The organism is Cellvibrio chitinivorans, assembly GCF_035117775.1.
In the GTDB taxonomy this organism is placed as follows: Bacteria; Pseudomonadota; Gammaproteobacteria; order Pseudomonadales; family Cellvibrionaceae; genus Cellvibrio; species Cellvibrio chitinivorans.
Genome location: NZ_JAYKKN010000004.1, coordinates 45,860 through 66,436, shown reverse-complemented (window position 1 = coordinate 66,436; position 20,577 = coordinate 45,860). Strand labels below are relative to the sequence as shown.

The 20,577-nt window shown below is 46.3% G+C and carries 17 protein-coding genes; 10 read left to right on the top strand and 7 right to left on the bottom strand.

Annotation, left to right across the window (positions count from 1 at the left end):
- Positions 1-51: 51 nt before the first annotated feature.
- Entirely contained in the window at positions 52-1,332 is a 1,281-nt protein-coding gene (locus SPL68_RS12200; RefSeq protein ID WP_323815438.1) for a citrate synthase, read from the bottom strand.
- Between the two features lie 629 nt (positions 1,333-1,961).
- Here SPL68_RS12200 and sdhC point away from each other — a divergent pair.
- The 9 genes from sdhC to sucD all read left to right on the top strand — a co-directional run bounded on the left by sdhC (position 1,962) and on the right by sucD (position 13,195).
- Entirely contained in the window at positions 1,962-2,336 is a 375-nt protein-coding gene (gene sdhC / locus SPL68_RS12195; protein ID WP_323815437.1) for a succinate dehydrogenase, cytochrome b556 subunit, read from the top strand.
- Positions 2,330-2,701: a succinate dehydrogenase, hydrophobic membrane anchor protein gene (gene sdhD / locus SPL68_RS12190; RefSeq protein WP_323815436.1), complete on the top strand. Its 372-nt coding sequence runs from the start codon at positions 2,330-2,332 to the stop codon at positions 2,699-2,701. Before sdhC ends, sdhD begins: the two co-directional genes overlap by 7 nt.
- Positions 2,701-4,473 carry a succinate dehydrogenase flavoprotein subunit gene (gene sdhA, locus SPL68_RS12185; RefSeq protein ID WP_323815435.1) on the top strand — a complete coding sequence of 591 codons (1,773 nt, stop codon included), beginning with the start codon at positions 2,701-2,703 and terminating at the stop codon, positions 4,471-4,473. Before sdhD ends, sdhA begins: the two co-directional genes overlap by 1 nt.
- Positions 4,474-4,491: 18 nt before the next feature.
- The gene (locus SPL68_RS12180) at positions 4,492-5,196 is read left to right on the top strand and encodes a succinate dehydrogenase iron-sulfur subunit (RefSeq protein WP_323815434.1); all 705 of its coding nucleotides are present in this window, start codon (positions 4,492-4,494) and stop codon (positions 5,194-5,196) included.
- A 202-nt stretch (positions 5,197-5,398) separates the two neighbouring features.
- Positions 5,399-8,227 carry a 2-oxoglutarate dehydrogenase E1 component gene (locus tag SPL68_RS12175; RefSeq protein WP_323815433.1) on the top strand — a complete coding sequence of 943 codons (2,829 nt, stop codon included), beginning with the start codon at positions 5,399-5,401 and terminating at the stop codon, positions 8,225-8,227.
- Positions 8,228-8,290: 63 nt separating this feature from the next.
- On the top strand, positions 8,291-9,478 hold the full coding sequence (gene odhB, locus SPL68_RS12170; RefSeq protein WP_323815432.1) for a 2-oxoglutarate dehydrogenase complex dihydrolipoyllysine-residue succinyltransferase: 1,188 nt from the start codon (positions 8,291-8,293) through the stop codon (positions 9,476-9,478).
- A 103-nt stretch (positions 9,479-9,581) separates the two neighbouring features.
- Positions 9,582-11,021 (top strand): dihydrolipoyl dehydrogenase, encoded by a 1,440-nt coding sequence (lpdA, locus tag SPL68_RS12165; protein WP_323815431.1) that lies wholly within the window; start codon positions 9,582-9,584, stop codon positions 11,019-11,021.
- A gap of 122 nt (positions 11,022-11,143) precedes the next feature.
- Positions 11,144-12,310, top strand: coding sequence for an ADP-forming succinate--CoA ligase subunit beta (sucC, locus tag SPL68_RS12160; RefSeq protein WP_323815430.1), 1,167 nt, complete (start codon positions 11,144-11,146; stop codon positions 12,308-12,310).
- A gap of 12 nt (positions 12,311-12,322) precedes the next feature.
- The gene (sucD, locus tag SPL68_RS12155; protein WP_039914112.1) at positions 12,323-13,195 is read left to right on the top strand and encodes a succinate--CoA ligase subunit alpha; all 873 of its coding nucleotides are present in this window, start codon (positions 12,323-12,325) and stop codon (positions 13,193-13,195) included.
- A gap of 75 nt (positions 13,196-13,270) precedes the next feature.
- Here sucD and SPL68_RS12150 read toward each other — a convergent pair whose 3' ends face one another.
- Both SPL68_RS12150 and SPL68_RS12145 read right to left on the bottom strand, forming a co-directional pair.
- A complete protein-coding gene (locus tag SPL68_RS12150) occupies positions 13,271-14,125 on the bottom strand; it encodes a pirin family protein (RefSeq protein WP_323815429.1) in 855 nt (284 codons plus the stop codon).
- A gap of 46 nt (positions 14,126-14,171) precedes the next feature.
- Positions 14,172-14,771: an FMN-dependent NADH-azoreductase gene (locus SPL68_RS12145; protein ID WP_323815428.1), complete on the bottom strand. Its 600-nt coding sequence runs from the start codon at positions 14,769-14,771 to the stop codon at positions 14,172-14,174.
- 133 nt (positions 14,772-14,904) lie between these two features.
- Here SPL68_RS12145 and SPL68_RS12140 point away from each other — a divergent pair, with 133 nt between their 5' ends.
- Positions 14,905-15,828 (top strand): LysR family transcriptional regulator, encoded by a 924-nt coding sequence (locus tag SPL68_RS12140; protein ID WP_323815427.1) that lies wholly within the window; start codon positions 14,905-14,907, stop codon positions 15,826-15,828.
- A gap of 6 nt (positions 15,829-15,834) precedes the next feature.
- Here the strand turns inward: SPL68_RS12140 and xthA are convergent, their stop codons facing one another.
- The 4 genes from xthA to SPL68_RS12120 all read right to left on the bottom strand — a co-directional run bounded on the left by xthA (position 15,835) and on the right by SPL68_RS12120 (position 20,549).
- The gene (xthA, locus tag SPL68_RS12135) at positions 15,835-16,644 is read right to left on the bottom strand and encodes an exodeoxyribonuclease III (protein ID WP_323815426.1); all 810 of its coding nucleotides are present in this window, start codon (positions 16,642-16,644) and stop codon (positions 15,835-15,837) included.
- A 77-nt stretch (positions 16,645-16,721) separates the two neighbouring features.
- Positions 16,722-18,830 carry a carboxy terminal-processing peptidase gene (locus tag SPL68_RS12130; protein WP_323815425.1) on the bottom strand — a complete coding sequence of 703 codons (2,109 nt, stop codon included), beginning with the start codon at positions 18,828-18,830 and terminating at the stop codon, positions 16,722-16,724.
- A 214-nt stretch (positions 18,831-19,044) separates the two neighbouring features.
- The gene (locus tag SPL68_RS12125; RefSeq protein WP_323815424.1) at positions 19,045-20,004 is read right to left on the bottom strand and encodes a diguanylate cyclase; all 960 of its coding nucleotides are present in this window, start codon (positions 20,002-20,004) and stop codon (positions 19,045-19,047) included.
- A gap of 146 nt (positions 20,005-20,150) precedes the next feature.
- Complete coding sequence (locus SPL68_RS12120; RefSeq protein WP_323815423.1) at positions 20,151-20,549, bottom strand: hypothetical protein; 399 nt, start codon at positions 20,547-20,549, stop codon at positions 20,151-20,153.
- Positions 20,550-20,577: the final 28 nt, after the last annotated feature.

Genomic DNA, 20,577 nt, shown 5'->3' with positions numbered 1-20,577 from the left:
GATTGCGGCCTTTTTAATTGTTTCTTACTTAACTTATTTTATTTTGCAAAATTACTTTGCTGGGTAGTCGCGTTTTGGACTGCCAGTATATTGCTGACGTGGACGGCCAATCTTATAAGAGGTGCTCACCATTTCATTCCAGTGAGAGTACCAGCCTACCGCACGGCCTAAAGCAAAAATCACGGTGAACATTTCGGTTGGAATACCGATAGCTTTCATGATGATGCCTGAGTAGAAATCAACGTTAGGGTAGAGCTTTTTGGAAATGAAGTAAGGGTCTTCCAGTGCGATTTGCTCAAGGCGTTTGGCGATGGCAAGCAGTGGTTCATTTTCCAAGCCTAATTCAGACAATACTTCATCACAGGTTTGCTTCATTACTTTGGCGCGCGGGTCAAAGTTTTTGTAAACGCGGTGACCAAAGCCCATCAGGCGGAAGCCAGAGGTTTTGTCTTTGGCGCGTGCAACACAGGCTTCAATATTCTCGACAGTACCGATCTCTTCCAGCATTTCCAGTACTGCTTCATTGGCGCCACCGTGAGCAGGGCCCCACAGCGTTGAAATGCCCGCAGCGATTGCAGCAAAAGGATTGGTGCCTGATGAGCCAGACAAACGAACGGTAGAAGTTGAAGCGTTTTGTTCGTGATCAGCGTGAAGGATAAAGATTCTGTCCATCGCCTTGGCGATAGTCTTGCTCACACTGGATGGTTTACCAGTGGTACCGAATGTCATGTTCAAGAAGTTTTCGGCGTAATCCAGATTGCTGTCGGTAGCTACAAACTCTTCGCCTTTGCGGTGTTTGTAAACCATTGATGACAGAGTAGAGATTTGACCAATCAGGCGATAAGCGGTCAGTTTGCGGCTTTCGGCATCGGTAATGTCGATTTCTTCGTTGTACACGGCAGCCAAGGCAGCAACAGCACTGCACAGAATCGCCATTGGGTGGGATTTGCGCTTGAAGCTTTTAATGATATTGGCAACAGAAGGGTCTACAACGGAGTGTTTTTTAACTTCGGCAGTGAATTCTTCTTTTTGTGCCGGGGTTGGCAATTCGCCATTCAGAAGGAGGTAGCAAGTTTCGATGTAATCAGAGGAGACAGCTAGTTGTTCAATTGGATAACCGCGGTGGAGCAGAACACCTTCATCGCCATCAATAAACGTAATCTTCGATTCGCATGAGGCGGTGGACATAAAGCCCGGGTCAAACGTGAAAAAGCCATTCTTGGTAATACTGGTAACGTCGATAACGTCAGGTCCGATGGTGCTGGCATAAATAGGTAGTTCAATCTTCGAATCAATGCCATCAATCGTGAGATGTGCTTTCTTGTCAGTCATTACTGACTCCTGTGCTTACTGATTAAGACGAAAGGCTTGAGAGAAGCATGTTTCGCTCTACTCAACTGATAAAAACTGTAGATAGCTTTGCGGTGTGCAAGTAGCTCTACTTTTAATAGCGTCATAGGCCGGCTATGTTTTTTATGGACTAGTCGGCTTCTTATGGTGGGCCGACGCTGCCGTTTGCGAGCGGCATTATAGATGACTTAATTGTTAAGGCGAAAGTTTTTGGCACAGCTACAGGGCAAATTCTTTTAACTTTTTAAAAATTTTTCTTATCATCGGTGGAGCTTTGTGTGTGTCGCTTTACTTTGCTGAAAAAGTCATCAAATTTGCTGCACTCAACTGGCGCAATATTTTTTGTTGTGCTTGGTGCTGGTGCATTTATTTTGAAAACTTTCAATTTAATCAATGTCTTGCGTAAAAAAATCGTTAAAAGCTGGTGGATGCTTTAAGGATCTTATGTGAGCGTGTTTCTGCCCGGGTTTTTGTTTGTGTTTCCAGAGTCCAATCTCTATAATGCGGCGCGACTTGCAGGGCGTGTTTCATTAAAGGTCATTTTTTAATGATAAAAAATGAAGCGCTTATTCTTAAACCTGCCCGTATTGGGCATAAAGGTGAGATAGACCGTGAACAAGAAAAGACCTGTCAACCTACACATATCATTCGCTGCTTTACCAATTACTGCTTACGTTTCCATTCTTCATCGTATCTCTGGCATTTTCCTTTTTGCAGGTGTAGCAGTCCTTTTATGGATGCTCGACACCAGTCTTGATTCGCAAGAAGGATTTAATAGCATTGGCGATTTGGCCGCTAATCCTATCTGTCAATTTGTTCTTTGGGCGGTATTAGCCGGTTTGGCGTATCACATGGTGCTAGGCATTCGCCATCTGATTATGGATTTCGGTGTTGGTGAATCGCTTAAAGGCGGTCAACTCGGAGCTAAAATCGCATTGGTAATTGCCATTGTATTGATCGTATTGGCGGGGGTGTGGGTATGGTAACTTCAGTAACCAGTTTCGGACGCAGCGGCCTATACGATTGGCTGATTCAGCGTGTCGGTGGTGCCGTTATGGCGGCATACACTATTTTTATTGTTGCCTATCTGGCATTGAATCCTGAGCTGACATTTGAGCAGTGGCAGTCGCTGTTTAATCAGTTATGGATGCGCGTGTTTACGCTTGTAACTCTTCTTTCTTTTATATCTCACGCGTGGATCGGTTTGTGGGCAGTATTAACCGATTATTTAACTACCCGTTTACTGGGCACTAAAGCAACATTCTTGCGTATTTTTGCGCAAATTGTGTTGGGTGCAGTTGCAGTGACCTATCTGGTTTGGGGTGTTCAAGTAATTTGGGGTATTAACTAATGTCTAACATGCGCACAATTTCTTTTGACGGCATTGTAATCGGTGGTGGCGGCGCTGGTATGCGCGCTGCACTGCAACTTGCTCAATCTGGTTACAAAACTGCTGTAATCACCAAAGTATTCCCAACTCGTTCACACACCGTATCTGCTCAGGGCGGCATTACTTGTGCGATCGCAAGCGCTGACCCAAATGATGACTGGCGCTGGCATATGTATGACACCGTAAAAGGGTCAGATTACATTGGTGATCAGGATGCAATTGAATATATGTGTTCAGTTGGTCCAGAGGCAGTATTTGAGTTGGAGCACATGGGCTTGCCTTTCTCTCGTACTGATGAAGGTCGTATTTATCAGCGTCCATTCGGTGGTCAATCCAAAAACTTCGGAGAAGGTGGCCAAGCTGCGCGCACCTGTGCGGCGGCTGACCGTACTGGTCATGCTCTTCTCCACACTCTGTACCAAGGCAACCTGAAAAACAAAACTGTATTCCTGAATGAATGGTTTGCTGTTGATCTGGTTAAAAATGCCGATGGTGCTGTGGTTGGTGTTATCGCCATTAATATCGAAGATGGCGAAACCGTTTATGTAAAAGCCAAGGCAACCGTATTGGCTACCGGTGGTGCAGGGCGTATCTACGCGTCTACTACCAATGCTCACATCAACACCGGTGATGGTGTTGGTATGGCGCTGCGTGCAGGCTTCCCTGTGCAAGACATCGAAATGTGGCAGTTCCACCCAACCGGTATTGCTGGTGCAGGTGTTCTTGTTACTGAAGGTTGCCGCGGTGAAGGTGGTTACCTGATCAACGCTGATGGCGAGCGTTTCATGGAGCGCTATGCGCCCAACGCGAAAGACCTTGCTGGTCGTGACGTAGTGGCTCGCTCGATGATTCAAGAGATCATTGCTGGCCGCGGCGTTGGCCCAAACAAAGATCACGTATTGCTGAAATTGGATCACTTGGGTGAAGAGGTTCTGGAAAGCAAGCTGCCAGGTATCTGTGAGTTGTCTCGCACCTTTGCGCACGTTGACCCTGTATACGCTCCCATTCCTGTGGTTCCAACCTGTCACTACATGATGGGTGGTATTCCAACTAACGTTAATGGTCAGGCACTGACTGTTGATGCGGAAGGTAATGACGTTGTTATTGATGGTTTGTTTGCATGTGGTGAAGTTGCATGTGTGTCGGTACACGGCGCAAACCGTTTAGGTGGTAACTCACTGCTCGACTTGGTTGTATTTGGTCGCGCTGCTGGTTTGTATATCGAAAAAGCACTGCGTGAAGGCATTGAGCATCGCGATGCAACTCAGGCTGATATCGATAAGGCAATGGCGCGTTTAAACAAAATCAACACGTCTAACTCTGGCGAAAGTGCTGCAGTCTTGCGTAAAGAGTTGCAAACCATTATGCAGAACTTCTTCGGTGTATTCCGTAAAGGTGAGTTCATGCAGAAGGGTATTGAGCAATTGGCTGAGCTGCGTAAGCGCATCGAAAACGTTGCAATTACAGATAAGAGTAATGCATTTAATACTGCGCGCATTGAAGCGTTAGAGTTGCAAAATCTGCTCGAAGTGGCTGAAGCAACTGCAATTGCAGCAGAAGAGCGTAAAGAATCTCGCGGTGCTCATGCGCGCGAAGATTTTGAAGATCGTGACGATACCAACTGGTTGTGTCACTCCATGTATTTCCCCGGCGAAAAGCGCGTTGGCAAGCGTGCGGTGAATTTTAAACCGCGCACTATGGAAGCTTTCCAACCTAAAAAACGCACTTACTAATCATCGGGAGCAGAAATCATGTTGAAAGTACAAGTTTATCGCTACAACCCAGAAACTGATAATGCACCCTATATGAAGACCTATGAGATAGATACTCAAGGTAAGGACTTGATGGTGCTGGATGTTCTTGAGCTGTTAAAGGCTCAGGATGAATCATTGGCTTATCGTCGTTCATGTCGCGAAGGTGTGTGTGGTTCCGATGGTATGAATATCAATGGTAAAAACGGTTTGGCGTGTATTAAGCCGATTTCAGAGTGTGTAAAAAATAACACTCTAATTTTACGTCCGTTGCCTGGTTTGCCTGTGATTCGTGACTTGGTTGTTGATATGACCCAGTTCTACGACCAATACAAAAAAATCGAGCCATTCCTGCAGAACGACACCCCGGCACCTGCAATCGAGCGTTTGCAGTCTCCGGAAGATCGCGAGAAGCTGGATGGTCTTTATGAGTGTATACTTTGCGCCTGTTGCTCAACCAGCTGTCCATCTTTCTGGTGGAATCCCGATAAATTTATCGGTCCTGCAGGCTTATTGCAGGCATATCGCTTCCTGGCGGATAGCCGCGATCTGGCAACCCAGAAACGATTGGCTAATTTGGATGACCCGTTTAGTGTATTCCGTTGTCATGGTATCCAAAACTGTGTTGCGGTATGCCCCAAAGGGTTGAATCCGACACGAGCCATTGGCCATATCCGCAATATGTTGTTACAGAGCGCTACCTAAGGTGGCGCTTTTCTGTATCTGAAGCGGGTAAAAATGATGACAAAATGAGCACATTGAGGCTCGTGATGTTGAAAAACTGTTGGTTGTGACCTAGTGTTGCGACAACTTAAAAGCGGCGCTTTTAATCACAAGTTGAAAGCGTTTGGTAGCTAACCGCTAGTTGATAGCAGGGGATATTTCCCCAACGATTAAGGTGAGTGGAATGCAAGACAGCATTATGGAGCAATTTTGGAGTACTTCTCACATCTCTGGTGGGAACGCTGCTTACGTCGAAGAGCTCTACGACACATATCTACATAATCCTAATGCCGTTCCTGAAGAATGGCGCAATTATTTCGATCAGTTACCACGCGTAAACGGTGTACTGACTCAAGATACTCCCCATTCGGTCATTCGCGCTCAATTTGAACAGTTGGGTAAATCCCGTGTCCGCACTGTTACTGTTGCCGGCGGTGCAGTCAGTGCTGAACATGAACAAAAACAAATCAAAGTTCTGCAATTAATTAGCTCCTACCGTTTCCGTGGTCATCAAAAGGCACAGCTCGATCCATTGGGTTTGATGGTGCGCGAGCCAGTTGCTGATCTGGATTTGCAATTCCATGGTCTGACCAATGCTGATTTGGACACAGTGTTCAGCACTGGCAATTTATTTATTGGCAAAGAACAAGCCACACTCCGTGAAATTATTGAGGCACTGGAAAAGACTTACTGCGGTCATATCGGCGCTGAAATCATGCACATTACGCCGTTGGCAGAAAAGCAATGGCTGCAACAGCGTTTGGAAAGTGTGCGTTCAAATCCAGAGTTCTCTAAAGAGCAGCGCTTGGCTCTACTTGAGCGTTTGACTGCTGCTGAAGGTTTGGAAAAACATCTTGATAGCAAGTATCCCGGCACCAAGCGTTTCGGTTTGGAAGGTGGTGAGAGCTTCATTCCATTAGTAGATGCGTTGGTGAAGCGCGCTGGTACTTACGGTGCAAAAGAAATTGTACTGGGCATGGCGCATCGTGGCCGTTTGAACACCTTGATTAATGTGTTCGGTAAAAACCCGGCAGAATTGTTTGCTGAATTTGATGGTAAGCGTTCGTTGAATACTTCAGGTGACGTGAAGTATCACTCAGGTTTTTCATCAAACGTGATGACCCCTGGTGGTGAATTGCATATGGCGATGGCATTCAATCCATCGCATTTGGAAATCGTTTCTCCGGTAGTGGAAGGTTCAGTGCGTGCGCGTCAGGATCGTCGTAACGATAAAACCGGTGCAAAAGTAGTCCCGATCAATGTTCACGGCGATGCTGCTTTTGCAGGTCAAGGCGTAGTAATGGAGACATTCCAAATGTCTCAAACTCGCGCTTACGGCACTGGCGGTACCCTGCATATCGTGATTAACAACCAAGTTGGTTTCACTACCAACAAGTGTGAAGATGCGCGTTCGACAGAATACTGTACTGACGTTGCCAAAATGATCGAATGCCCGATATTCCATGTGAATGGTGACGATCCTGAAGCGGTATTGTTTATTGCCCAGTTGGCAATGGATTATCGTTACGAATTCAAAAAAGACGTAGTAATCGATCTGGTTTGTTATCGTCGTCGCGGTCACAACGAAACTGACGAGCCATCAGCAACCCAACCGCTGATGTATCAAATCATTCGCGCACTTAAAACAACTCGTACTCTTTATGCTGACAAACTGGTTGCAGAAAATCTGTTAACCCAAGCGGCTGCAGATGAGCTAACTACCAATTATCGTGCGGCGCTGGATCGCGGTGATCATGTTGCCAGCGGTTTGGTAAGCGAGCCGGATCGCAGTCTATTTGTAGATTGGACACCTTACATCGGCCACGATTGGTTGACCCCAGCTGACACAGGTCTTGATTTAAAAACTCTGCAAACTGTTGCTGGTAAAATGCTGACTATTCCGGAAGGCATAGTGGTACAGAAACAAGTAGATAAAGTGTACGAGGATCGTCGCAAAATGGCCGGCGGTGCACTGCCGCTTAATTGGGGTATGGCTGAGACCTTGGCTTATGCCACTTTGCTTGAACAAGGTTATTCTGTACGTATGACCGGTCAGGATGTTGGTCGTGGTACCTTCTCGCACCGTCACGCTGTTGTGCACAGTCAAAAAGATGGTAGCTCTGCAACTCCTTTAAAGAGCATTAACTCGGCAGTAGAGTTCGATCTTTACGATTCCTACTTGTCAGAGGAAGCGGTGCTGGCATTCGAATATGGCTATGCCACTACCGCACCAAAAGGTTTGGTCATCTGGGAAGCGCAATTTGGTGATTTTGCCAACGGTGCGCAAGTGGTTATAGACCAGTTCATCACTTCTGGTGAACACAAGTGGGGGCGTCTGTGCGGCCTGACGATGTTGTTGCCGCATGGTTATGAGGGGCAGGGTCCTGAGCATTCATCTGCACGTTTAGAACGTTTTATGCAGTTGTGTGCAGAGCACAATATTCAGGTTTGTGTACCTTCAACGCCAGCGCAAGTTTTCCATATGTTGCGTCGTCAGGCGATTCGTCCAATGCGTCGCCCGTTGATTGTGATGAGTCCCAAATCTTTATTACGCCACGAATTGGCAACCTCAACGTTGGAAGAGTTGGCAAACGGCAGCTTCCAAAATGTAATCTCTGATACAAATGTTGATCCAGCAAAAGTACAGCGCGTTATTTTGTGCAGCGGTAAGGTTTATTACACCTTGTTGAAAGAGCGCACTGCTCGCAATCTTGATAACGTTGCATTGATTCGTTTGGAGCAACTGTATCCATTCCCAGAGGCTGAGTTAACTGCTGCGTTGGCTCCATTTAAAAATATCAAAGATATTTTCTGGTGCCAGGAAGAGCCAATGAACCAAGGTGCTTGGTACAGCAGTCAGCATCATATGCGTCATGCTGTTGCAGAAGTATATGGCAAAGCAATGTATCTCGATTATGTTGGTCGTGATGCCTCTGCTGCTCCTGCAGGTGGTTATATGTCTGCACATATCGAAGAAGAGAAACGTTTTGTAAACAAAGCGCTCACTGTGTGAGTGCTTTTTTAACGCATTTAAAGTTGATCAAATAATCCTAGCGCTACAGAGAGATGGAATAGCATGAGTATCGAAATCAAAGCCCCTACATTCCCTGAGTCCGTTGCAGATGGCACAGTAGCAACCTGGCACAAAAAACCTGGTGAAGCTGTCAAGCGCGATGAGCTGATTGTTGATATTGAAACCGACAAAGTTGTGTTGGAAGTAGTTGCGCCAGCCGATGGTAGCATCGCCGAAATTTTTAAAGGCGAAGGCGAAACCGTTCTGAGCAACGAAGTAATTGCTAAATTTGTTGAAGGTGCTGTGGCTGCTTCCAGCGCGCCTGCGGCAGCGCCAGCCCCTGCTGCATCAGCAGAGCCCAAATCGGCAGCGGTTAATCCAGCTGCACGCAAAATGGCTGAAGAAAACAATGTAAATACTTCCGCTGTTTCTGGTTCAGGCAAAGATGGTCGTGTGTTGAAAGAGGATGTGGCAAACCACATTAAATCAACTCCAGCATCTGTTTCTACCGCTGCAGCACCAGTTGCTGCAATTGAAGCAGTGGGTGATCGTGTTGAGAAGCGTGTTCCAATGACACGTTTGCGTAAGCGTATTGCTGAGCGTTTGCTTGAAGCATCTAACACTACTGCAATGCTCACTACTTTTAACGAAGTGAACATGGCTCCGGTAATGGCACTGCGTGCAAAATACAAAGACCAATTTGAAAAAACTCACAATGGTTCACGTTTGGGCTTTATGAGTTTCTTTGTAAAAGCAGCTGCTGAAGCGCTGCGTCGTTTCCCGGCAGTTAACGCATCTATTGATAGCAATGATATTGTGTATCACGGCTACCAAGATATCGGCGTTGCTGTATCTACCGACAAAGGTTTGGTGGTTCCAGTATTGCGCAATGCGGAAAACATGAGCTTGGCAACTATCGAAAATACCATTCGTGATTTCGGTTTGCGCGCGCGCGATGGTAAGTTGGGCATTGAAGAAATGTCTGGTGGTACCTTCACTATTACCAACGGTGGTGTGTTCGGTTCTCTGCTGTCCACCCCGATTCTGAACCTGCCACAGTCTGCAATTTTAGGTATGCACAAAATCCAAGAGCGCCCAATGGCGGTGAATGGAAAAGTAGAAATTCTGCCAATGATGTACTTGGCGCTGTCTTACGATCACCGTTTGTTAGATGGTAAAGAGGCCGTGCAATTCCTCGTTACTATCAAAGATTTGCTTGAAGATCCTGCGCGTATTTTGCTTGAGATCTAATTGTTGTTTTGAAACGCTCCTGGCAACCCAGGAGCGTTTTTTCATGTAAAGGGTTGCTGCTCACAAGGTTGTAACCGACAGTTAATAAATCAGGAACATTCTCATGTCTGAAAAATTTGATGTTGTGGTGATAGGCTCTGGGCCTGCAGGTTATGTTGCAGCAATTCGCGCAGCGCAACTGGGCTTGAAAACTGCGTGTGTTGAAAAGTGGCGCAATGAAGAAGGTAAGGGCGTAAATGGCGGTACTTGCTTAAACGTTGGCTGTATTCCTTCTAAAGCATTGCTTGATAGCTCCTATAAATACCACGAAGCAAAAGATGATTTCGCCGTTCACGGTATTACTACATCAGGTGTTGAAATTAATGTTCCTTCGATGATTGCGCGTAAAAACCAAATCATCAAAAACTTGACTGGCGGTATCGCTGGTTTGTTCAAAGCTAATGGTGTTACCAGCGTATTTGGTACCGGTAAATTGTTGGCTGGCAAAAAAGTTGAAGTGACTGATCACGAAGGTAAAGTGACTGTTCTTGAAGCAAATCATGTGATTCTGGCTTCTGGTTCTTACCCGATTAATATCCCGGTTGCTCCTGTTGATAACGATGTGATCGTCAACTCAACTGGCGCTCTGGAATTCCAATCTGTACCTGCGCGCTTGGGTGTAATCGGCGGTGGTGTAATTGGTTTGGAACTGGGTTCTGTATGGAACCGTTTGGGTTCTAAAGTAGTTGTTCTTGAAGCTATGGATTCTTTCCTTGGCATGATGGATCAACAAATCGCGAAAGAATCGCAAAAAATTCTGACCAAGCAAGGGTTGGATATTCGCACCAGTTCACGTGTAACTGGTTCAAAAGTAAATGGCAAAGAAGTGGTTGTTACTTTCCAAGATAAAGATGGCAAAGAGCAACAAGAAACTTTCGATAAATTAATTGTGTGTGTAGGTCGTCGTCCTTACACCGAAAACCTTTTGGCTGCCGATTCAGGTGTGAATCTGGATGAGCGAGGTTTTATTTTTGTAAACGAACAATGTGAAACTAACGCACCAGGTGTTTGGGCAATTGGCGACGTAGTGCGTGGCCCAATGCTGGCACACAAAGGTTCGGAAGAAGGTGTGATGGTTGCTGAGCGCATCGCTGGCCAAAAATCACAAATCAACTACGACATCATTCCAAGCGTTATTTACACCCACCCAGAAGTTGCTGCCGTCGGTAAAACTGAAGAACAGGTTAAAGCTTCTGGTGAGCCATACAATGTGGGTACTTTCCCATTCGCGGCCAGCGGTCGTGCAATGGCTGCCAATGAAAGTCACGGCTTGGTAAAAATTATTGCTCACGCAGAAACTGATCGTATTCTTGGTGCCCACATTGTTGGTCCAAGCGCTGCTGATCTGGTTCAACAAGTGGCAATCGCAATGGAATTCGGTTCGAGTGCAGAAGATCTGGGCATGATGGTGTTTGGCCACCCAACCCTGTCTGAAGCAATCCACGAAGCAGCACTGGCAGTGCATGGTCATGCCATCCACATTGCCAACAAGAAGAAGCGTTAAGAGAACCATAGAGTCCTCGTTTTTTAGGCGGGGGCAAACTCATGAGGTTTGCCTCCATCGATAACCCAAGTTGGACTGTGTACTAAAACGCTACTCCAACCATCGTCAAATGGAACTACACCATGAATTTGCACGAGTATCAGGGTAAGCAACTGTTTGCCCAATATGGTTTGCCTGTTTCTAAAGGCATTGCTGCTGCAACTGTTGAAGAAGCTGTTGCTGCTGCTGATCAAATCGGCGGCGATACTTTCGTCGTTAAAGCTCAGGTTCACGCTGGTGGCCGCGGTAAAGCGGGCGGCGTAAAACTGGTTAAGAGCAAAGACGAAATCAAAGCTTTCGCTGAAAAGTGGTTGGGCAAGAATCTGGTTACTTATCAAACTGATGAGAAAGGCCAACCAGTAAGCCGCATTTTGGTTGAAACCTGCACTGACATCGCTAAAGAATTGTACTTGGGCGCTGTAGTTGACCGCTCAAGCCGTCGCATCGTGTTCATGGCCTCTACCGAAGGTGGTGTAGAGATCGAGAAAGTTGCGCACGACACTCCAGAAAAAATCCTCAAAGTTGCTGTTGATCCGCTGGTAGGTGCACAACCTTTCCAAGGTCGTGATCTGGCTTTCAAACTCGGTTTGGAAGGCAAGCAAATTAACCAATTCGTAAAGATTTTCTTAGGTCTTGCGCAATTGTTTAAAGAGAAAGATTTGGCTCTGTTGGAAGTTAACCCATTGGTTATCACTCCAGCAGGCGATTTGCACTGCCTGGATGCAAAACTGGTTATCGATGGTAATGCGCTGTACCGTCATCCAGAGTTGAAAGCAATGCAAGATCCATCACAAGAAGACGCGCGTGAAGCTCACGCTGCTGCTTGGGAATTGAACTACGTTGCTCTGGGCGGTGATATCGGTTGTATGGTTAACGGCGCTGGTCTGGCGATGGGTACTATGGACATCGTTAAGCTACACGGCGGTCAACCTGCTAACTTCCTTGACGTAGGTGGTGGTGCGACCAAAGAGCGCGTAGTTGAAGCGTTCAAAATCATTTTGTCTGATGACGCTGTTAAAGCAGTATTCATCAACATCTTCGGCGGTATCGTACGCTGCGACATGATTGCAGAAGGCGTAATCGGTGCAGTTAAAGAAGTAGGCGTAAAAGTACCTGTTGTTGTTCGTCTGCAAGGTAACAATGCTGAATTAGGCGCAAAAGTGTTGGGCGAAAGCGGCCTGAACATCATTGCCGATACCGACTTGACTGGCGCTGCCAAGAAAGTTGTTGCAGCTGCTGCGAATCAATAAGGGGCGAAGAACATGAGCGTTTTAATTAACAAAGATACCAAAGTAATTTGCCAAGGTTTTACCGGTGCGCAGGGTACTTTCCACTCCGAACAAGCGATTGCTTACGGCACCAAAATGGTTGGTGGTGTAACTCCAGGTAAGGGTGGTCAAACTCACCTCGGCCTGCCGGTGTTTAACACTGTTGCTGAAGCAGTTGCTGCTACTGGTGCTGATGCATCGGTAATCTACGTTCCGGCTCCTTTCTGTAAAGATTCTATCCTTGAAGCAGCTAACGGCGGCATCAAGTTGATCGTTTGTATTACTGAAGGTATCCCAACTCTCGATATGCTTGACGCTAAAGTGAAGTGTGACGAGTTGGGCGTGCGTTTGATTGGCCCTAACTGCCCAGGTGTTATCACTCCGGGCGAATGCAAAATCGGCATTATGCCAGGCCACATCCACAAGCCAGGTAAAGTAGGTATCGTTTCTCGTTCTGGTACTTTGACTTATGAAGCTGTGAAGCAAACTACCGATTACGGTTTCGGCCAATCTACTTGTGTAGGTATTGGTGGTGACCCAATCCCAGGTTCTAACTTCATTGATATTTTGAAGCTGTTCCAAGCTGATCCACAAACCGAAGCGATCGTAATGATCGGTGAAATTGGTGGTTCTGCGGAAGAAGAAGCGGCAGCATTCATCAAAGCTAACGTGACCAAGCCTGTTGTATCTTACATTGCCGGTGTAACTGCACCTGCTGGTAAGCGCATGGGTCACGCTGGTGCGATTATTTCTGGCGGTAAAGGTACTGCTGATGAGAAATTTGCTGCACTGGAAGATGCTGGCGTGAAAACCGTTAAGAGCTTGGCCGATATCGGTAAAGCACTGAAAGAAATCACTGGCTGGTAAGTTTTTACCTCCTGATTTCATTAAAAAAGGCGATCTTCGGATCGCCTTTTTTGTTGCTGGGATGTCGATGGAAAATCAATTTTCAGTCAATGTTCCCGCGCGATAATCCTGGATAGCCTGTTCGATTTCATCGGTGGTATTCATCACAAAGGGGCCATATTGCACGATTGGCTCTTTGATCGGTTTACCTGATATCACCAGAAAACGGGTATCAGTACTCAATGCTTGCACACTGAGCTGATCTCCTTTACTGAGCAACCCTGCATTGCCTTTGGTTAGTTTGCGTTTGTCTTCACCTATCGCGATATCACCCTCATACACATACAAAAAGGTATTGTGATCTTCGGGCAGGGCATGATGAAACTCTGCCAGCTCGGGTAAGTGAACATCCCAATAAATAGCCTCAGTTGTTAAGCCTTGAATAGGGCCGCTCACAACCGTGCCATTTACCACTGCACTGTTGGCGATGACTTTAATGCTCCCGCCATTAGCAAGTGGTGCAACAGGAATATCAGCTGCAGGAATGTCGCGATAATGCGCCGGCTTCATTTTTTCTGCAGCCGGTAGGTTCAGCCACAATTGGAAACCACGCATCAGGCCGTGTTCCTGCTGGGGCATTTCCGAGTGGACGATGCCTCGGCCTGCGGTCATCCATTGCACATCCCCGTTTCGTAAATGCCCTTTGTTGCCCATATGGTCTTCGTGAAGCATATGGCCTTCAAGCATATAGGTTACGGTTTCAAAGCCGCGATGAGGATGTGCAGGGAAACCGGCGATGTAGTCATCGGCGCTGCTGCTACCAAACTCGTCAAGCATCAGAAAAGGATCAAAGCGAGCATGCTGATGCTGACCAAGAGTGCGTTTTATACGAACACCAGCACCGTCGCTGGTGTCGCGGCCTTGCAAGATTTGCTGTAACTGGCGTTGCATATAATTACTCCTGAATGAATAGTTTACGGCTGTCTAATGTGTGCGATTAAGCCGCAACACCTTGTTCAATTTCAGTTTTTGCTGCGGCAAATGCTTGATCTTTTTGCCCCATGTTAAGACCTTCGGCGTAGATGAAACGTACATCTTTCAGGCCGACGAAACCTAAAAAGTTACTCAAAAACTGACTTTGGGTATCACTTGGTTGGCCTTTATGAACGCCACCGCGAGTGGCGATGATGTATACAGGCTTGTCAGTGAGTAAGCCAACTGGGCCAGTTTCGGTGTACTTGAAGGTCACACCAGCACGGGCGATATGATCGAAATAGGCTTTCAATGTCGAAGGCACACCGAAGTTGTATAGAGGTACGCCGATAACTATAGCGTCCGCAGCTTCGATTTCCGCGATGATTTTGTTCGAGTAATCCAACACCGCTTGCTGGGCAGGAGTCCGACCTTCTTCTGGGCTAAACAATGCTTGTACACGTGCTGCATCCAAATGGGGTACATCTTCTTTAGCGAAGTCGCGCACAACTACATCACCAGTTGGGTTCTGTGCTTTCCACTGTTGAACAAACTCCTGAGTCAAAACACTGGAGTTGCCATTATCACCAAATAAACTGCTATTGATTTGCAAGAGAGTAGCCATGGTTAAATCCTCATGATTTGCTGGCGTGATTGCCATGTAGCTATTAAATGATTTGACGCTTGAATGATAAATAGCGATATTTGGTGAAATATGATCGAATTATTGGATTGGTTATAAATAGGAATGCAGGGTAATGACACAGAAAAGCACTTCATCTGCGACCATGACAGAAAACAAAGTAACGCTGGATCAGTGGCGAGCCTTGTTGGCCGTTATAGATGCGGGCGGTTATGCCAAGGCCGCAGAACTACTGAATAAAAGCCAGTCAGCTGTGTCTTATTCAATCTCGCAGCTGGAGACGGCCTTGGGTGTAAAGGCATTCCAACTACAAGGGCGCAAAGCGGTGGCATCTCCAGCGGGTGAGTTGCTTTATCGCCGCGCCAAACAATTGCTAGAGCAGGCGGAGCGCTTGGAAAAATCAGCGGGTTGTTTGTCTATCCACGTAGAGCCTTTGGTGAAAATCGCAGCGGACATCATTATCCCGACGACTCAGGTTTTGCAGTGTCTTGCTATCTTCGCGAAGGATTTTCCTGATACTCGTGTTGAAGTATTTGAATCTGTATTGAGCGGAACTGAAGATGCACTTTTGCAGCGGCAGGTCGATCTGGCGATTGGCGGCCGAGTGCCTATGGGGTTTATGGGAGAAAAGCTGGTGACCGTGACTATGCATGGAGTGTCCAGCGCTGATCATCCATTGCAGCAATTGGGGCGCCCGATTAACGATGAAGATATGCGCCAGTATCGGCAGATTATTGTGCGAGATTCAGGGCAGTATCGTCGTCACACCGAAGGTTGGCAGGAGGCTGATCAACGTTGGACGGTGAGTCATATTAAAACCTCACTGGATGCCATACGAATGGGTTTAGGTTATGCATGGTTGCCGGATGCGTATACAAAGGAAGATATTGAGGCTGGGCGGCTGAAATATTTGCCCGTTGAGGTGGGCTCAGTGCGCGAGGTAACGACTTATTTAACCTTCGCCGACCGCGATTTTGCCGGGCCGGCGACTAAGCATTTGGCGGAAATTCTCAAAAAGCATCTGCCAACCTTTTGTTAATTTTATTTATGCAAACTCTGCCCAGATTGGGCAGTGGTCGGATGGTTTTTCCATGCCGCGAATATCGTAATCGATTCCGGTAGCGACGCACTTATCGAGTAAACTTTGCGTCATTAAAATCAAATCAATACGCAGACCGCGCTTGGGATTATCTTCAAAGCCGCCGCTGCGATAATCAAACCAGCTATAAAACTCATTGCTGTCAGGATTCTGTTCACGGTAGCTATCTTTTAAACCCCAAGCTAACAAGTCGTTTAACCATTCACGCTCTTCGGGTAAAAAACTGCATTTCCCTGTGCGCAACCAGCGTTTGCGATTTTCTTCACCGATGCCGATATCAATATCCTGGTGGGATATGTTCATATCACCCATAACAATGATTTGTTTGTTGGGATCTTCAGCCGATTTTAAATAATCGATTAAATCAGCATAGAATTTTCGTTTGGCAGGAAATTTTACGGCATGGTCACGGCTTTCACCTTGAGGGAAATAACCATTCAGTAAAGTGACTTCGCCAACAGGTGTATCAAACACGCCACCAATAAAGCGACGCTGCGCCAGTTCTTCATCGCCGGGGTAGCCTTTAATCACTTTCTTGAATGGATGTTTGGAGAGAATCGCAACACCGTAATGGGTTTTTTGCCCAAAATATTCAACCTCGTAACCCATTGCTTTGATGGTATCCAGTGGGAAGTCGGGGTCATTTACTTTGGTTTCTTGTAAGCCGATAAAGTCTGGCTTGTGTTTCTCAATCACGGCTTCTAATTGATGCAAACGGGTTCTGATGCTGTTGACGTTGAATGAGATGGCTTTCATAAAAATCTCTTTAATAAAAAACACCTGAGCATTGCTGCCCAGGTGTGTTGGTGAAAATCAAATTGTATAAATGGAAATTATTGCTTTGCGACTTTCTTGGGTGCAGTCAGTTCATTGATGAAGTCTGCCAGAACATGACCCGCTTCCATCAGGTAGGGGTCTTCCAAGGGTTTGATTTCCCGTTCTGCTTCTGTAACTGGAGTCTCTTCATCTTCATCACCGCCATTAGCTGCTTTTAATGCAGCATAGTCAGCATAAACTTCTTCGCCTTTAGCGGTACGTTTTTGGTTCTCCATGTCCAAAACACGTTTTTCCATTTGCTTTTGCTCTTCCTGACGAGTTGCCAAGCGCAGTGAAACTTCTTTTTTTGCAGCTGTTTCTTTAAACATCGCACTTTGTTTATTCAAGTAAATAAAGTCAGGGTCTTGCGCCATGCGCTCTTGGTGATCGGTTTCAATGCTCGGCAAATATTTGCTGATATTGTAATAGTTTTGGTGTGGGGCAGGGTGAATGCGATCCCATGGCAGGGCGTTGTCATAACTGCTCTCACCGATTTCATCCGGGTCTAACAGGCTTGGTAATTGTACATCTGGAATAACACCGCGATGTTGGGTGCTGTCACCCGAGATACGATAAAACTTTGCTTCGGTAATTTTTAAACGGCCGTGTTTTAGCTCAACCAAATTTTGTACAGAGCCTTTGCCGAAAGTAGTGGATCCGATAATGATGCCGCGGCCGTAATCCTGAATCGCACCTGCGAAAATTTCTGATGCAGATGCACTTAAACGGTTAATCAAAACGGCGATTGGTGCGCGATAAACTGCTGGTTGATAAGCGCGGTAGTTGCGAGAAATAGTGTCGTCACTTTGGCGAATTTGTACTACCGGGCCTTGATCGACAAACAAATCGGTCAACATTGCTGCTTCAGGTAAAGAGCCACCACCGTTATCACGCAAATCGATAATCACACCATCAACTTTTTCTTTGTTAAGTTCGTTGAGCAGATTGAATACATCGCGCGTAGTACTTTTATAATTTGGATCGCCTTTTTGGTAGGCTTCAAAATTCATATAAAAAGTGGGGATGTCGATCACACCCAGTTTGAAAGTTTTATCGCCATTTTTTACTTCAAAGACAGCTTTTTTCGCGGCTTGATCTTCAAGCTTTACCGTCTCACGTTTGATGGTGATATTTTTGTTGGCTGTTGCAGTCGGGTCTGATGGAATGACTTCCAAGCGCACGATAGTACCTTTAGGGCCGCGAATCAGTTTTACCACCTCATCCAGGCGCCAGCCCACAACATCAACAAATTCACCATCTGTGCCTTGAGCAATCGAGATGATTTTATCGTTAGGTTTTAATTGGCCTTGTTTCTGCGCGGGGCCGCCAACAACCAAACTGCTGACCTTGGTGTAGTCTTCATCGCTTTGTAGTACCGCGCCAATACCTTGCAGTTCTAGTGACATGCTGATGTCAAAGTTTTCAGCGCTTTCTGGCGATAGATAATTCGTGTGTGGATCATAGAGCATGGTGAGTGAATTCATCATCACGCTGAATGCTTCTTCATTTGTTTGCTGTTTAATTCGACGCAGTTGATTCGCGTAGCGTTTACGCAGCGTAGTTTTGCTTTCGTCGAGCGTTTTTCCTGACAGCATAGAATTTACAAGATTGGACTTGATGTACTGCTGCCAAAGTTTGTCGGCCTCGGCTTGATTAGCAGGCCAGACTGCTTTTTCACGGTCGAGTTGGATTGACTCTTCAACATCAAAATTGAATACGGTTTTCGGGTCATCCAGTGTTTTTACGACCTGTTCGAGGCGTGCAATCATGCGCTCGTTAAAGCGATTAAAGATGGCGAAACTGCTATCGAGTTTGCCTTTTTTGTAATCATCATCAAAGCTGCGACGATATTTTTCGAACTCTTTGATATCGGATTGCAAGAAGAAATTTTTGGCGCTGTCGAGTGATTTCAAATACTCGTCCAAATAGCGCGAGGATAAGGCGTCGTTAAGCTCCTGATCACGATAGTGTTCAGCGTCCAGCTTTTGGACTAAATCAATTGCCGCTTTACTCTGTTCTGGAGTGGGTTTTAGCGTTTTTACCTGATCTGCAACGCTCAGCGATGACAGACCGATAATCAGGCTAAAGAGGGTTATTTTTAGCGATCTCACAACAACAATTTGCATAAAGGGGTCTCGAAAGTCTAAACGCGTATTCATCGCGTTTGTGTGTAGCGATCCTAACTGATTAACACAACCGCTCGCGGTTATATGGCGCGGATGAGTAGGGCTTACTATAGCGGAATTGCACAGTTAAAGGCAGAGCCAAAGCCTTCAGGTGGAGCGAAGGTATTGGCTGGTGCATTTGTGATGCCTCATTTTGTGAAAAGTTTCCCGCTTGTTAGTCCGCGGCAGGTAATGAAGTGTTATCCGAAGCGCTATCGGTTTCCTGTATGTCGCTTGGCTGAGTGGCGTCGCTTGGTGATGTGGCATTCATCAAATCTAACCACAACTCTTTACGATTCAACGGGGTTGCCTTTGGCAAGTAAGGATTGTCAATTCTGATTGCACGACGGTTGCTCAAATCGGCCTTTTCCAGTGCTTCTTGAACCTCAGGGCTGCCAAAGAAGTATTTGTTGAAGGCGCCATCTTTGATGGCTGACTCCAAACCAAATTCGATATCTTTTGCCAGCTCTGGGTCTTTATGAGTGACAAAGAAGTAGGTGGGCAATGGATAAATCAGCACCAGATGCTTTTCAACGGTGAGTTTTAATTCTGGAAAAGCGGTAAGTTCTGTCCACACTTCATTGGCGCCGCGTGGGAACGCATCAAAACGTCCGCCATCCAGCATATGGTAAAGGCTGGGTTTTTTCGTGGCCTTGACTACTGTGAGGCCAGCGCTTTCCAAAATGGATGCATCCTGCCAGCTGCGGCCTTGCCCTAGTTTTATCTTTTTTAAGTCTTCCAAAGTATTGATGTTGTCAAAGCGGGCTTGATCGCCTTGGCGGATGAAAAACAAGCGGTGATTCATGAGCCCGCGATAGGCGTCGATACGGATAGGTATAAAGTCGCTCTCCATCTCTTCTGATGTCCCGCCCCACATCACTGAAATAGTGCCTGCTTTAACGGATTCCATTACCCGTGGGCGCGAATAAACCTCTGATGTAGTCGAATAAACGTAGTTTTTCCCAGAGTAGGACAGCGCCAATTTGAGCAAACCGTTCATATAATCGGTTTGGACATTGGACTTCATGTTGGTGACAACGGTTTTGGTTTCGGCTGCCTGAAGTGGCGTTACCGTAGTTATTAAAATTAACGCTACACAATGAAAAATTCTGGATGAGCCAAGTTGAATACGCATAAATACTATCCGGTCAGGATTATTTTTTAGGGTTATAGACCTAACCCTAGCACAGCTGGGTTAATTTGGCGCTTTAGGTTTTGTCGGTGTATGAATGAAAAAGCCACAAGGTGAATTGTGGCTTTGAATGCGTGCGAGGGCGAAAGCTAACAGCTGGTGCTGCAATCAAACATCATCTGTATGAAGTCGATTTGCTCTATGTTGGTCACGCGGGAGCAAATAACATCGGTTACTTGCCTGTTTTCCCATTTGTAATCATGACGGGTAAAAACCAAATCGCCGGAGAGTGCTTCATCGACACTAATTACCGTGCTTTGGTGCGGTGATGTTTCCAGAATTTCTAGCAGCTCGCGAATGGTAGTCGCCAAGCGGGTGGGAGCTAAAAGTTCGTGATTGCCTGTGTGACTGACAAAAATGTAATCACAACCCAGCATGTTGCTAATGCTGAGCGTGAACTCACCGCGCTGAACAGCTTCAGCGACATGGTAGTGGTTGGTTTTGTGTGATGACGATGTGGATTGCTGGCAGGGTTGACTGAATGCCATGCTGGGCTCCGCAGGTTGATGAAATTAT